This is a genomic window from Tenacibaculum sp. HL-MS23, from assembly GCF_032463465.1.
Taxonomy (GTDB): domain Bacteria; phylum Bacteroidota; class Bacteroidia; order Flavobacteriales; family Flavobacteriaceae; genus Polaribacter; species Polaribacter bernardetii.
The window spans coordinates 898,118-912,500 of sequence record NZ_CP135989.1 but is presented as its reverse complement, the minus strand read 5'-3'; the positions used below and the strand labels follow the sequence as shown (position 1 = coordinate 912,500).

Here is a 14,383-nt window from a genome sequence, read left to right as displayed (position 1 = left end):
TCCGAATGCTATAAAATGTTACTCAGCAGTGAGGGCATGGGTGCTAAGGTCCATGTCCGAGAGGGAAAGAACCCAGACCATCAGCTAAGGTCCCCAAATATATGTTAAGTTGAACTAACGAGGTGAAACTGCTTAGACAGCTAGGATGTTGGCTTGGAAGCAGCCATTCATTTAAAGAGTGCGTAACAGCTCACTAGTCGAGCGGTTTTGCATGGATAATAATCGGGCATAAACATATTACCGAAGCTATGGATTTACGTTGAAAGACACGTAAGTGGTAGGGGAGCATTCTATTTGCGCCGAAGGTGTACTGTAAGGTATGCTGGAGCGGATAGAAAAGAAAATGTAGGCATAAGTAACGATAAAGGGGGCGAGAAACCCCCTCACCGAAAGACTAAGGTTTCCTCAGCGATGCTAATCAGCTGAGGGTTAGTCGGGTCCTAAGGCGAATCCGAAGGGAGTAGTCGATGGATAACAGGTTAATATTCCTGTACTTCTTATAATTGCGATGGGGTGACGGAGTATTGAAAGCACCGCGAACTGACGGAATAGTTCGTTGAAACATGTAGGTATTAGGACTGTAGGTAAATCCGCAGATCTAGCTGAAGTGTGATAGTACAACAAATCTTCGGATGCGTTGATAGTGTGCCTAAAAGCTTCCAAGAAAAACCTCTAAGCTTCAGATTATAAGAACCCGTACCGTAAACCGACACAGGTAGTTGGGATGAGAATTCTAAGGTGCTCGAGTGATTCATGGCTAAGGAACTAGGCAAAATCGACCCGTAACTTCGGGAGAAGGGTCGCCCATCTTCGGATGGGCCGCAGTGAAAAGGTCCAGGCGACTGTTTATCAAAAACACAGGGCTTTGCTAAATTGAAAGATGATGTATAAGGCCTGACACCTGCCCGGTGCTGGAAGGTTAAGTGGAGTTGTTAGCCTTTGGCGAAGCAATGAAATGAAGCCCCAGTAAACGGCGGCCGTAACTATAACGGTCCTAAGGTAGCGAAATTCCTTGTCGGGTAAGTTCCGACCTGCACGAATGGTGCAACGATCTGGACACTGTCTCAGCCATGAGCTCGGTGAAATTGTAGTATCGGTGAAGATGCCGATTACCCGCAGCGGGACGAAAAGACCCCGTGAACCTTTACTATAGCTTCGTATTGGTTTTGGATAAGTAATGTGTAGGATAGGTGGGAGACTATGAAGCGGCGTCGCTAGGCGTTGTGGAGTTGTCCTTGAAATACCACCCTTTGCTTATCTAGAGTCTAACTCAGCAATGAGAACAGTGCGTGGTGGGTAGTTTGACTGGGGTGGTCGCCTCCAAAAGAGTAACGGAGGCTTCTAAAGGTTCCCTCAGCACGTTTGGTAACCGTGCGTAGAGTGCAATGGCATAAGGGAGCTTGACTGAGAGACATACAGGTCGATCAGGTACGAAAGTAGAGCATAGTGATCCGGTGGTTCCGCATGGAAGGGCCATCGCTCAAAGGATAAAAGGTACTCCGGGGATAACAGGCTGATCTCCCCCAAGAGCTCACATCGACGGGGGGGTTTGGCACCTCGATGTCGGCTCGTCACATCCTGGGGCTGGAGAAGGTCCCAAGGGTTGGGCTGTTCGCCCATTAAAGTGGCACGCGAGCTGGGTTCAGAACGTCGTGAGACAGTTCGGTCTCTATCTGCTGTGGGCGTTAGAAATTTGAGTGGATTTGACTTTAGTACGAGAGGACCGAGTTGAACTAACCTCTGGTGTATCTGTTGTTCCGCCAGGAGCACTGCAGAGTAGCTACGTTGGGAAGGGATAAGCGCTGAAAGCATATAAGCGCGAAACCCACCACAAGATGAGATTTCTTTAAAGGGTCGTGGAAGATTACCACGTTGATAGGATACAGGTGTAAAGGCAGTAATGTCATAGCCGAGTATTACTAATAACCCATAGGCTTATGTATAGTTCCCGGTCTTCGGGCCGGGACGCAAACTCTTTTGATAATTTACGATATGATTTTACTAATATGTTAACTTATACAGTTGGAATATACTGAAACGATTTAAGGTGATTATCGCAATGGGGCTCACCTCTTTCCATCCCGAACAGAGAAGTTAAGCCCATTTGCGCCGATGGTACTGCCAATGGTGGGAGAGTAGGTCGTTGCCTTTCTTTTAAACCTCAATCTTTATAGATTGAGGTTTTTTTTTACGCGAAATTTAACTAGTTTAGTTATGATGAATTATAAACACACCTACTTAGTTACCTTTTTTTTTGGAGAAATAAAAAACTAAGTTCTCTCTCAACTGTTATTTAAATTTCTTTACAAAAACTGAGATAAATAAGCATAAGTAGAAAGCTGAATTTAAAGCAATAATTACATCTAAATTGATATCTGTTGGAAAAAAAACAATTAGAATTTTAATTAGTATGCGGAATAATAAACTGCTGAATTTATACAAGCTTAGAAACCAAAGAAAAGCGGTTTAAATTATAAATCAAAAAAAATTGGCAAAAATCTAATACCGTACATAATTCATTAAGGTAAAATAGTATTCGAAATTTCCTCCCACTTTTATTATTTTAAGTTAAGGTAAATTACTGCGTTCTTTTGCGTACTCAAGAACTTAACGCAACAAATCTAAATTAATAGATTTGTTATTATGGTACGTAAAAAAAATAACCGACTCACTCTTAAAGAAAGGATTCAAATTGAAACGCTTTTAAAAGAAAATAAGTCTAAATCTTACATCGCTAAAACTCTAAATAGATCTCGTTCTACTATCACTAGAGAAGTTAATAAATGGGTACAAACTGAGAAAGATAAATACTCTACAGAATTAGCTAATTGGAATGCTAAAGACGACTATTTAAACAAAAGAAATACTGATAAAATATCTATTCATAAAAAACTTAGAGTTTAAGTTTTTAAAGGACTTTTATCACAATGGACGCCTGAACAGATTGCAGGAAAAATTAAAACTAGATTTTCCTAATGGCCCAATTATGTCAATATCACATGAATCTATTTATAGATACATTTATACGCAATCTCAAGATCGTTTAAATAAAAAACTAATCAATCTACTTGTACGTAAAAATCACGAAGGAGACCTACTAAAAAGAAAAGAGGAATAGGTAGTAAAATCATCAACCAAGTCAGTATTGATAATAGACCTAAGCATATTGAATTAAGACAAGAAATTGGATATTGGGAAGGAGATTTAATGATTGGTAAAAATCAAAAATGAGCTATTGGAACAATCGTTGAACGTAAATCTAGTTATACTTTAATTGTAAATTAAAAGCTAGAAACTCTAGAGAAGTAGCTAAAATTTTTTCTAAAATTCTTAATAAATTAAACGCTATATTAAAAAAAATGATGACTTACGATAATGGTGTAGAAATGGCAAGGCACGAAAATATAACTCAAAAAATAGGTGTGAAAATCTACTTTGCTCACCCCTATTCTTCCTGGGAAATAGGTACCAACGAAAATACAAATGGACTCATTAGAAGGTACCTGCCAAAAGGAACAGACTTTAATCTAATTAACAAAAAGCAACTCATGATTATTCAATAAAAATTAAACAATAGACCTCGAAAAATTATTGGATATAAAACGCCTAAAGAAATTATAGATTCTGAACTAAAATTTGTAGCTTAGACTCGCTAAATAAACTGCAACGTTTTTTGCGTTAGAACCTTGAATGCAGCTTTTCCTTAACAAAATCATGAGCAAAGCTGTTATTAATAAAGGCAATTACTATCTATATACTTCTTATTTCTGTATTTTATTTTTATCAAAAAACATAATAATATAGCTTTTGATTAAAGTTTGAGTGTCTAGAGTGATAAATTCAAGGCTTTCGACGAGAAATAAATAATAGGAAGTTACCTTTATATATTTTATTTATTGTTATAATTTATATAAAGTATTGTTTTATAGTTTTTTAGGTTTTGTTTTTCTTTTTTATTTTGGAAGATAAAAATATTTTTGAATAAAAAAAGCAAGAAAAGTTAGGATATTAACTTTTTATAATTGAATATTTGCAGACACGAAGTTCAATAACTTATTGACAATGTTATCAAGAAAGGTGGAGGGATTAGACCCTATGAAACCTTAGCAACCCTTTGTTTAAGACAAAGAAGGTGCTAAATTCTACTTAATTTTAAATTCATTTATTTAAAGTTGGATAGATAACTCAAAAAGTAATTATTCATCTATAATTGCTAATATTCTTCATAACATTTTTCTAGTAGGCTCGTCAAAATTTTGGCGCATTTGGCTTTTGGTTTAATTTTTTATTATCTCAAAAAACAAGAAAAATGAGTACACAAAAATTCGCAACTAACGCGTTGCACGCAGGTCATGATGTAAAGCAAACGGCAGGAACAAGAGCAGTTCCTATTTACCAAACAACATCATATGTTTTTAATGATTCAGATCAGGCAGCAAATCTTTTTTCATTAAAAGAATTAGGATTTATTTACACAAGATTAAACAATCCTACAAATAAAATTTTACAAGATCGTTTAGCTTCTTTAGAAGGCGGAACTGGAGCTGTGGTATTTGCATCCGGTACGGCAGCAATTTCAACAGGCTTATTAACCTTATTAAAATCAGGAGATCATATTGTAGCATCAAGTAGTTTATATGGTGGTACTTACAATTTATTAAGTGTTACTCTACCTCGATTAGGTATTATTACAACATTTGTTGATGCTTCAGATCCTGAAAATTTTGCTAAGGCAGTACAGGATAATACAAGAGCTTTTTTTGTAGAATCATTAGGTAATCCGAAGTTAGATGTGTTAGATTTAAAAGCAATTTCTGCACATGCAAAAAAAGCTGAAGTTCCTTTTATAGTTGATAATACAGTAGCTACACCAGCATTGTTGAATCCGATAGAACATGGTGCAAACATTGTAATTCATTCACTTACAAAATATATTGGAGGCCAAGGAAACTCTTTAGGAGGCGCAATTATTGATGCAGGAACTTTTAATTGGGCAAATGGTAAGTTCCCAGAATTTACAGAACCATCGGCAGGCTATCATGGTTTAGTATATCATGAGGCTTTAGGCGCCGCATCTTACACATTTAAATTAATTTTAGAAGGCTTACGAGATTTTGGGGGAGCTTTGAGTCCGACCAATGCATTTAATATTATTCAAGGATTAGAAACCTTAGATATCCGAATAAAAAAGCATAGTGAAAATGCTTTAAATATTGCTGAATGGTTAGAAGAGCAACCAAAAGTAGCTTGGGTAAATTATCCTGGTTTAAAGAGTAGCTCATATAACAAATTAGCAAAAAAATATTTACCAAAAGGACAAAGTGGTATTGTTACATTTGGTGTAAAAGGTGGTTATGAAGCAGCCAAAAAAATAGCAGACAACACCAAAATTTTTTCATTATTAGCAAATATTGGAGATACCAAATCTCTAATTATTCATCCAGCAAGTACAACCCATCAACAATTAAGTACAGAAGCGCAAGTAAGTGCAGGAGTAACGAATGATTTGATTCGTTTATCTGTAGGGTTAGAAAGTGTAGAGGATTTAATAAATGATTTAAAAGAATCTTTTTCAAAAATTTAAAACATAGAGAAATCGAATGTATTGATTCTTGCTTTGAAGGGAAAATATGGTTATGTAAATCATTCGATTTTATATCAAAAAACAAATAATGTTGACAGAGAATTTAGCACATATAAATATTATTGATTTTATTACCGAGAGTGATATTTTACTAAATAAAATACCATTAAGTTATCAGGTTTTTGGTAAAGAATTAGGAACTGCACCTGTGGTATTAATCAATCATGCTTTAACAGGAAATAGCAATGTAGCAGGTTTTAAAAATGGCTGGTGGAAAGATTTAATAGGTCAAAATAAAGCAGTAAATACCAATAAATATTCAGTTTTATGTTTTAACATTCCAGGAAATGGTCATGATAGTTTTTTAATAGAAAATTATAAAGATTTTATAGCAAGAGATATTGCTAAGTTATTTTTAATGGGATTAGAAAAATTAAAAGTTAAACAATTATTTGCTTTAATAGGAGGTTCTTTAGGAGGTGGAATTGCGTGGGAAATGGCTGTTTTACACCCAAAAATAACAAAACATTTAATTCCGATAGCAACCGATTGGAAAGCTACCGATTGGTTAATTGGTAATTGTCATATTCAAGAACAGTTTTTATTAAACTCGAGTAATCCTGTACACGATGCTCGTATGCATGCAATGTTATGTTACAGAACTCCAAAATCTTTTAAAGAACGTTTTTATCGTTCAAAGAATGAAGATTTAAAAGTATTTAATGTAGAAAGTTGGTTGTTACACCATGGTAATAAACTACAAGAACGTTGTCAGTTAGCATCTTATAAATTAATGAATCAATTATTAAAAACAATTGATGTTACTAGAGGTAAAAATGATTCAAGTGTTTTAGAAACAATTGAAGCTGATATTCACATTATTGGAGTAGATTCAGACTTATTCTTTACTGCTGAAGAAAATAGAGAAACTCAAAAAGAGCTAGCTTTAGTACATGCCAACGTTACGTATAATGAAATAAATTCGATTCACGGGCATGATGCTTTTTTAATTGAATATGAGCAGTTAGAAAAAATAATTGCGCCAATATTCAATTTAAACTCAAAAAATAACAAAATGAAAATAATAAAATTTGGCGGGAAATCGCTGTCGAATAAAGGAATTACAAATGTAATTTCGATTATAGAAAAAAAAGTAAACGAGCAAGAAAATATAGCGGTTGTTGTATCAGCAAGAGGAAATGCTACAGATCAATTAGAAGAAATTTTAGAAAAAGCTGCAAAAAATAAACCTTATCAAGATGAACTCGAAACAATGAAATACGAACAATCTCAATTAACACCGTTAGTTGATTTTACTCCTGAATTTTCTCGTTTAGAAAAACTTTTTGAAGGTGTTAGTCTATTAGGGGATTTTAGTCAAAAAATAAAAGATGAAGTTTTAGCACAAGGTGAGTTATTATCAGCCAAAACAGTTTCAGTGCTTTTAAATAAAAAAGGGATAAAAGCCAACGTAACAGATGCTAGAGAACTGTTAATTACGGATGAAAATTTTGGTAATGCACAACCAATTTTAAGCATATCTAAAGAAAATGTAATAAAGCATTTTAAAAAGGATAACCGAGATACTATTAATATTATAACAGGTTTTATTGCATCTAGTTTAAAAGGAGAAACCACTACTTTAGGTAGAAATGGAAGCAATTACACAGCAGCATTATTAGCGAATTATTTAGATGCTGAGGAGTTACAAAATTATACGCATGTTGATGGAATTTTTACTGCAAATCCTGATTTGGTTGCAGATGCAAGGAAAATAGAAGAATTATCATTTACTGAAGCAAATGAGTTAGCAAATTTCGGAGCTAATATTTTACATGCAAAAACTATTATACCGCTTTTAGAAAAAAACATCAATCTTCGAATTTTAAACACGTTTAATCAAGATAATTCAGGAACATTAATCACTGCTAAATCAAAATCAAAAGGCATAAAATCATTATCGGTTTTAGACAATGTAGCATTGCTAAATTTTGAAGGACGAGGTTTGTTGGGGAAAGTAGGTGTAGATGCACGTATTTTTAGAGCCTTAAGTAATAACGGTATTAGTGTAAGTATTATTTCTCAAGGTTCATCAGAAAGAGGTATTGGTTTAGTAATTGATAAAGAAAAGGCAACAGCAGCTGTACAAGCTTTAGAACAAGAGTTTGAAAGCGATTTTTATACCAAAGATGTAAATCAAATTTCAATTAAAGATGATGTCGCTGTAATATCAATTATAGGTCAAGATTTAAGTGAGTTTCATCATCCGTATAATGCGTTGATAAAAAATCAAATTGTACCATTATTGTTTAACAATACAGTTTCAGGAAAAAATGTAAGTTTGGTTGTTAAAAAAGAACAATTACACAAAGCGTTAAATGTAATTCATGGGCAAGTTTTTGGAGTTGCAAAAAAAATAAATATAGCCATATTTGGTAAGGGATTAGTTGGAGGAACTTTAATTAATCAAATTATAAAAAACACCAAATCTATATTAGAAAGAAAAAAAATACAGCTAAATATTTTTGCCATAGCAGGTTCTAAAAAAGTATTGTTAAGTAGTGATGGAGCTGTTGAAAATTGGAAAACAATTTTAAAAAATAACGATGAGGAAACTCATATTGTTGATAGCGTAATAGATTTTGCAAAAAAGCACCATTTAGAAAACTTAATAGCTGTTGATAATACTGCAAGTAGTGAATTTATAGAAAACTATATACCATTAATAGAAAACGGTTTCGATTTAGTTTCTTCTAATAAAATAGCAAATACGGTATCTCATGATTTCTATAAAAAACTACGAAAAAAATTAGAAATTAATAACAAATCATATTTGTACGAAACGAATGTTGGTGCAGGTTTACCTTTAATTGATACCATTAAATTATTGCACGATTCTGGCGAAAATATTACACGTATTAGAGGGGTGTTTTCAGGTTCGTTAAGTTATTTATTTAATAAGTTTTCTTCGGATGAAGTTCCGTTTTCAAACGTATTACAAGAAGCAATTGATAGCGGATTTACAGAGCCAGATCCGAGAGAAGATTTATGTGGTAATGATGTAGCAAGAAAATTATTAATTTTAGCTAGAGAGTTAGATTTAGAAAATGAGTTTGAAGATATTTCTATTAAAAATTTAATTCCAAATGAATTTATAAATATTACTTCTGAAGAATTTTTAGCAAACTTAGATAAATTAAATTTTCATTTTCAAAATGAAAAAGAACTTCAAAAAGAAAACCATGTGTTGCGATATATAGGCGATTTACATGGCGATTTATCAAAAGTAAAAGGAGAATTAGATGTTAAATTAGTGTCGGTACCGGTAGGTTCACCTTTAGGAAGTTTAAAAGGTTCAGATGCTATTTTTGAAATATTTACAGAATCATATGGTGAGCAACCTATTGTAATTCAGGGAGCAGGAGCAGGGGCAGAAGTAACTGCAAGAGGTGTATTTGGTGATATTTTACGATTAGCAAAAATTAATAATTAGACACTAAGCGTCATTTAAATATACTAGATGTTGATTAATCAATATCTATAAAAAATTAACAAATATGAGCAAGAACTTCGAAACCATAGCAATTAGAACACAAACAGAACGTTCACAATATTCAGAACATTCAACACCTTTATATTTAACATCTAGTTTTGTTTTTGATGATGCAGAAGATATGAGAGCATCATTTGCAGAAGAAAAAGAGAAAAATTTATATAGTAGATTCTCAAATCCTAATACTACAGAATTTGTTGATAAAATAGTTGCTATGGAAGGTGCTGAAGCTGGTTATGCTTTCGCAACAGGTATGGCAGCAGTGTTTTCTACATTTGGAGCATTGTTAAATGCAGGAGACCATATTGTTTCATGTCGTTCAGTTTTTGGATCTACTCATAGTTTATTTACCAAATATTTACCAAAATGGAATATTGAAACTAGTTATTTTAATATTACTGAAGTAGATACAATTGAGAGTTTAATTAAACCAAATACTAAAATTTTATATGCTGAAACTCCAACAAATCCAGCAGTTGATATTATTGACTTAGAATTATTAGGTGAGATATCAAAAAAGCATGGTTTGTTATTGGTTATAGATAATTGTTTTGCTACTCCGTACCTACAAAATCCTATTAAGTTTGGAGCTGATATAGTTTTGCACTCAGCAACTAAGTTAATTGATGGACAAGGAAGAGTCTTAGGAGGTGTAGCTGTTGGACGTAAAGATTTAATAAAAGAAATTTATTTGTTTTCAAGAAATACTGGCCCTGCAATGTCACCGTTTAATGCTTGGGTTTTATCAAAAAGTTTAGAAACATTAAGTATTCGAGTAGATAGGCATTGTGAAAATGCTTTAAAAGTAGCCAGCTTTTTAGAAGAACATCCGAAGGTAAATTTAGTAAAATACCCTTTTTTAAAATCACATCCTCAATATGAAATAGCAAAAAAGCAAATGAAATTAGGTGGTAACGTTGTTGCTTTTGAAATTAAAGGAGGTATTACTGCGGGAAGAAATTTCTTAAACGCAATTAAAATATGCTCATTGTCTGCAAACTTAGGTGATACAAGAACAATTGTAACGCACCCAGCATCTACAACACACAGTAAATTAAGTGTTGATGATAGGTTAGAAGTAGGAATTACAGATGGCTTAGTAAGAAGCTCTATCGGTTTAGAAAATGTAGTAGATATTATTAATGATTTAAAACAAGCTTTAGAGAATTAACAATTAAATAAAAGTGTATTTTTGTAGTATGCTTTCTAAAAAAACAAAATACGGCTTAAAAGCGCTAGCATTTATTGCTAGGCAAGAAAAAGGAGATAAAGTCCAAATAGCAACGATCTCTAAGAGCGAAAATATTTCTCATAAATTTTTAGAAAGTATATTACTTACCTTACGAAAAGCTGGATTTTTAGGCGCTAAAAAAGGAAAAGGTGGAGGTTACTATATGTTAAAAGAACCATCAGAAATAAAAATGACTGATGTTATTAGAACTCTAGAAGGACCTATTGCAATGTTACCTTGTGTAAGTTTAAATTACTATGAAAAATGTAGTGATTGTCCTGATGAAGATGCCTGTTCTGTTCATAAATTAATGATTCAGGTTAGAGATAATACATTAAAAGTTCTTCGCAGTAATACACTAGCTGATTTAGTTTAATATACAGAATTAATTTTTAAATAAAAAGTATATGTTCTTTGATATGATAAGGGATATTATATATTTGCAAATAATTACCCTACTAACCCTATAGGCTTAATATTGTTAAAATAATGCTTGAGCAATTTATAAAAGAAAATAGTGATTATAACATTGATAAACTATCTGAAAAACCGATACGAAGTATCGTTAAGTCATTTAGCTGGCGTATTGTGGGAACTATAGACACTGTTTTAATTTCTTGGATAATTACAGGGAAGTTAACAACTGCTTTTTCAATAGGAGCTGTAGAATTAGGAACAAAAATGGTTTTGTATTTCTTTCACGAGAGAATTTGGAACAAAATAAAATGGGGAAAATAATGAGTTTACAAGATGAGTTTAATGTTGAAGAGTTAAACAAAGGATTAGAAAAATTAAGTCCAAAAGAAATTGTAGAATGGGTTTTTGAATTAAATAAAAAAACAATAGTTACTACTAATTTTAGACCTTATGAAGTTGCTCTTTTGCATTTAGTAACTAAAGATAACCCTTCAATTAAAGTTGTTTGGTGTGATACAGGTTATAATACTCCTCAAACATATAAACATGCAGAAGAATTAATTGATAAACTGAGTTTAAATGTTCATTTATATGTGCCAAAACAAACTGTGGCTCATCGTAATATAACTATGGGGCTCCCTTCTGTAGAAGATGAAAATCATGAGAAATTTACAGAGCAAGTAAAGTTAGAACCTTTTAAAAGAGCAATGGCAGAACATCAACCTGAAATATGGTTTACTAATTTACGTAAAGGACAAACAGCTTTTAGAGATAGTATTGGTGTAATTTCATTTAGTAAAGAAGGAGTTTTAAAAGTAAGTCCTTTTTATAACTGGTCAGATAAAGATTTAGATGAGTATTTAAGCGATAATAAGCTTCCAAACGAGTTTAAATATTTTGATCCAACAAAAGTAGAGAGTAACAGAGAATGTGGTTTACATATTTAATAATTTTATTATGAGTACAAAAACAATAAAAGTAGGCCCTTTAGAAAGTGAAGCCATATATATATTTAGAGAAGTAGTTTCTCAGTTTGAAAAACCAGTATTATTATTTTCAGGAGGAAAAGATAGTATAACATTAGTAAGACTTGCTCAAAAAGCATTTTATCCAGCTAAAATCCCGTTTCCTTTAATGCATATAGATACAGGACATAATTTTCCTGAAACAATTGAATTTAGAGATCGTATAGCAAAAGAATTAGGTGTTGAATTAATTGTTAGAAACGTTCAAGACAATATTGATAAAGGAAGAGTAAAAGAAGAAACAGGTAAGTACGCTAGCCGAAACATGCTACAAACCGAAACATTATTAGATGCAATTGAAGAGTTTGGTTTTGATGCATGTATTGGTGGCGCGCGTAGAGATGAAGAAAAAGCAAGAGCAAAAGAACGTATTTTTTCTGTTCGTGATGATTTTGGTCAATGGGATGAAAAAAATCAACGACCAGAATTGTTTGACATGCTAAATGGAAGAATTGATTTAGGACAAAATGTACGTGTTTTTCCTATTTCAAATTGGACAGAACTAGATGTTTGGTCATATATAAAAAGCGAAGAAATTGAAATTCCATCAATTTACTTTGCACATAAAAGAGCTACTTTTTTAAGAGATGGATTAATATGGTCAGCAGAAGACGATGTTGTTTATAGAGATGAAAATGAAGAGGTAGAAGAAAGAATGGTGCGTTTTAGAACTGTTGGAGACATGAGTTGTACAGCAGCTGTACTTTCTGATGCTGTTGATATAAATACAGTTGTAGATGAAATTAAAGTATCAACTATATCAGAGCGAGGTGCTCGTATAGATGATAAACGATCAGAAGCAGCAATGGAGAAACGTAAGCAACAAGGGTATTTTTAAAATTCACTAAAGTGAATTTTCCATTTAACTAAAGCATTTTAGTCTTTAGTAATTTAAATATAGGCAAATAGTAAAATATAGCTATGAGCCAAAAGCATAAAAAAATGAATGTATTAAAAATAGCAACAGCAGGTAGTGTAGATGATGGTAAAAGTACCTTAATCGGACGTATTTTATATGACACTAACTCATTAACAGATGACAAGTTAGAAGCAATTGAAGAAAAAAGTAAGCAAAGAGGTTTTGATTATTTAGATTTTTCACTAGCAACAGATGGTTTAGTTGCAGAAAGAGAACAAGGTATTACGATTGATGTAGCACATATTTATTTTTCGACTCCAAAAACGAGTTTTATTATTGCTGATACTCCAGGGCATATTGAGTATACACGAAATATGGTTACAGGAGCTTCAAACTCACAAGCATCAATTGTGTTAATTGACGCACGTAATGGAGTAATTGAGCAAACTTACCGTCACTTTTTTATAAATACACTATTAAGAGTTGAAAACGTAGTTATAGCTATTAATAAAATGGATTTGGTTGATTTTTCAGAAGAAAAATTTAAGCAAATAAAAAATGAAATTGAATATTTAGCAGGCAAAAGTTCTTATAAAAGTCAAAAATTAACTTTTATACCTATGTCAGCTTTACAAGGAGACAACGTTGTTAAAAAATCAGAAAATACACCTTGGTATAAAGGAGAAACATTATTAGACCATTTAGAAGGTTTAGTTTCTGAAGATTTACAAGAAAAGTCTCAAACACGTTTTCCTATACAAACTGTTATACGACCTAAAACAGATAAATATCATGATTTTAGAGGATATGCAGGTAAAATTTATGGAGGAGATTTAGCTGTAGGAGATTCGGTAACCGTATTACCATCAGCAATAGCATCTAAAATAAAGAGTATTCACTTCTTTGATAAAGAGTATTTAGAAGCTAAAAGAGGAAGTTCGGTAACAATTACTTTAGAAGATAATGTAAATGTAAGTAGAGGTGATATGTTGGTGAAAACAAATGAACAACCAACAGTTGCTAAAGAATTAGATGCAACTATTTGTTGGATGGATAAAGATCCTTTAGAGGCTTCTAATAAGTATTATGTAAAGCATGGAGTAAACGATGTGCAAGCAAAAATCATGTCATTATCATCCATTATAAAAACTGATTTTTCAGGAACAAAAGAAAACCCATCACAATTAACATTAAATGAAATTGGAGATGTAACTTTAAAATTAAGTAAACCATTATTTTTTGATTCTTATGATAAAAATAAAGCAAATGGAACTTTTATTTTAATCAACCCAAAAACAAATAATACAGCCGGAGTTGGCTTTATTAAGTAATTCAGAATAGTATGGCAATTATAATAACCGACGAATGCATCAATTGTGGGGCATGCGAACCAGAATGCCCAAATACAGCTATTTATGAAGGGGCTGAAGATTGGAAATATAGTGAAGGAACTTCATTAACAGGAAGTATAAAGTTAAAAGATGGTATTGAAGTAGATGCAGATAAAACACAAGAAGCTGTATCTGACGAATATTATTTTATAGCACCTGATAAATGTACAGAATGTATAGGGTTTCATGAAGAACCACAATGTGCAGCGGTTTGTCCGGTAGACTGTTGTGTACCTGATGATGACCATGTAGAAACAGAGGAAGAATTATTGGCAAAACAAAAATTCTTACATAATTAAAAAGTAACGCTTACGAGCTTTAAG

11 protein-coding genes, 2 rRNA genes, 1 pseudogene and 1 riboswitch (1 of these 15 only partly in view) are annotated in these 14,383 nt (G+C 32.5%); all 14 genes and pseudogenes read left to right on the top strand.

The genetic code is table 11. The annotated features are described in order from the left end of the window. A 23S ribosomal RNA gene (locus RRF68_RS04190) occupies nucleotides 1–1,943 on the top strand; it begins 942 nt to the left of the window's first position. 100 nt (nucleotides 1,944–2,043) lie between these two features. Continuing rightward, nucleotides 2,044–2,152 (top strand): 5S ribosomal RNA (gene rrf / locus RRF68_RS04185). Between the two features lie 491 nt (nucleotides 2,153–2,643). Continuing rightward, nucleotides 2,644–2,904 (top strand): helix-turn-helix domain-containing protein, encoded by a 261-nt coding sequence (locus RRF68_RS04180; RefSeq protein WP_275316157.1) that lies wholly within the window; start codon nucleotides 2,644–2,646, stop codon nucleotides 2,902–2,904. Between the two features lie 82 nt (nucleotides 2,905–2,986). Beyond that, nucleotides 2,987–3,118, top strand: a complete 132-nt coding sequence (locus RRF68_RS04175) for a hypothetical protein (RefSeq protein WP_255555858.1) — start codon at nucleotides 2,987–2,989, stop codon at nucleotides 3,116–3,118. A 166-nt stretch (nucleotides 3,119–3,284) separates the two neighbouring features. Further along, nucleotides 3,285–3,563, top strand: a pseudogene (locus tag RRF68_RS04170) (IS30 family transposase); the annotation flags it as partial. Nucleotides 3,564–4,062: 499 nt separating this feature from the next. Further along, nucleotides 4,063–4,187: riboswitch (SAM riboswitch) on the top strand. A gap of 122 nt (nucleotides 4,188–4,309) precedes the next feature. Then, nucleotides 4,310–5,584, top strand: coding sequence for an O-acetylhomoserine aminocarboxypropyltransferase/cysteine synthase family protein (locus tag RRF68_RS04165; protein WP_315945115.1), 1,275 nt, complete (start codon nucleotides 4,310–4,312; stop codon nucleotides 5,582–5,584). 88 nt (nucleotides 5,585–5,672) lie between these two features. Beyond that, the gene (gene thrA, locus RRF68_RS04160) at nucleotides 5,673–9,077 is read left to right on the top strand and encodes a bifunctional aspartate kinase/homoserine dehydrogenase I (RefSeq protein ID WP_315945114.1); all 3,405 of its coding nucleotides are present in this window, start codon (nucleotides 5,673–5,675) and stop codon (nucleotides 9,075–9,077) included. 64 nt (nucleotides 9,078–9,141) lie between these two features. Continuing rightward, on the top strand, nucleotides 9,142–10,308 hold the full coding sequence (locus tag RRF68_RS04155) for a trans-sulfuration enzyme family protein (protein WP_315945113.1): 1,167 nt from the start codon (nucleotides 9,142–9,144) through the stop codon (nucleotides 10,306–10,308). A gap of 28 nt (nucleotides 10,309–10,336) precedes the next feature. Next, complete coding sequence (locus RRF68_RS04150; protein WP_218772275.1) at nucleotides 10,337–10,744, top strand: RrF2 family transcriptional regulator; 408 nt, start codon at nucleotides 10,337–10,339, stop codon at nucleotides 10,742–10,744. A 113-nt stretch (nucleotides 10,745–10,857) separates the two neighbouring features. Then, on the top strand, nucleotides 10,858–11,106 hold the full coding sequence (locus tag RRF68_RS04145; protein WP_218772276.1) for a DUF2061 domain-containing protein: 249 nt from the start codon (nucleotides 10,858–10,860) through the stop codon (nucleotides 11,104–11,106). Next, nucleotides 11,106–11,732: a phosphoadenosine phosphosulfate reductase family protein gene (locus RRF68_RS04140; RefSeq protein WP_218772277.1), complete on the top strand. Its 627-nt coding sequence runs from the start codon at nucleotides 11,106–11,108 to the stop codon at nucleotides 11,730–11,732. Before RRF68_RS04145 ends, RRF68_RS04140 begins: the two co-directional genes overlap by 1 nt. A 10-nt stretch (nucleotides 11,733–11,742) precedes the next feature. Continuing rightward, a complete protein-coding gene (gene cysD / locus RRF68_RS04135) occupies nucleotides 11,743–12,648 on the top strand; it encodes a sulfate adenylyltransferase subunit CysD (RefSeq protein ID WP_315945112.1) in 906 nt (301 codons plus the stop codon). Nucleotides 12,649–12,752: 104 nt separating this feature from the next. Further along, on the top strand, nucleotides 12,753–14,000 hold the full coding sequence (locus RRF68_RS04130) for a sulfate adenylyltransferase subunit 1 (protein WP_315945111.1): 1,248 nt from the start codon (nucleotides 12,753–12,755) through the stop codon (nucleotides 13,998–14,000). A gap of 11 nt (nucleotides 14,001–14,011) precedes the next feature. Then, the gene (locus tag RRF68_RS04125; RefSeq protein WP_315945110.1) at nucleotides 14,012–14,359 is read left to right on the top strand and encodes a 4Fe-4S dicluster domain-containing protein; all 348 of its coding nucleotides are present in this window, start codon (nucleotides 14,012–14,014) and stop codon (nucleotides 14,357–14,359) included. Nucleotides 14,360–14,383 lie beyond the last annotated feature (24 nt).

Bases quoted from the DNA above. Each gene is read 5' to 3' on its own strand.
- RRF68_RS04130 (WP_315945111.1), top strand. From the start codon at position 12,753: ATGAATGTATTAAAAATAGCAACAGCAGGTAGTGTAGATGATGGTAAA.
- RRF68_RS04140 (WP_218772277.1), top strand. From the start codon at position 11,106: ATGAGTTTACAAGATGAGTTTAATGTTGAAGAGTTAAACAAAGGATTA.
- RRF68_RS04150 (WP_218772275.1), top strand. From the start codon at position 10,337: ATGCTTTCTAAAAAAACAAAATACGGCTTAAAAGCGCTAGCATTTATT.
- thrA (WP_315945114.1), top strand. From the start codon at position 5,673: ATGTTGACAGAGAATTTAGCACATATAAATATTATTGATTTTATTACC.
- RRF68_RS04165 (WP_315945115.1), top strand. From the start codon at position 4,310: ATGAGTACACAAAAATTCGCAACTAACGCGTTGCACGCAGGTCATGAT.
- cysD (WP_315945112.1), top strand. From the start codon at position 11,743: ATGAGTACAAAAACAATAAAAGTAGGCCCTTTAGAAAGTGAAGCCATA.
- RRF68_RS04125 (WP_315945110.1), top strand. From the start codon at position 14,012: ATGGCAATTATAATAACCGACGAATGCATCAATTGTGGGGCATGCGAA.
- RRF68_RS04175 (WP_255555858.1), top strand. From the start codon at position 2,987: ATGTCAATATCACATGAATCTATTTATAGATACATTTATACGCAATCT.
- RRF68_RS04180 (WP_275316157.1), top strand. From the start codon at position 2,644: ATGGTACGTAAAAAAAATAACCGACTCACTCTTAAAGAAAGGATTCAA.
- RRF68_RS04155 (WP_315945113.1), top strand. From the start codon at position 9,142: ATGAGCAAGAACTTCGAAACCATAGCAATTAGAACACAAACAGAACGT.
- RRF68_RS04145 (WP_218772276.1), top strand. From the start codon at position 10,858: ATGCTTGAGCAATTTATAAAAGAAAATAGTGATTATAACATTGATAAA.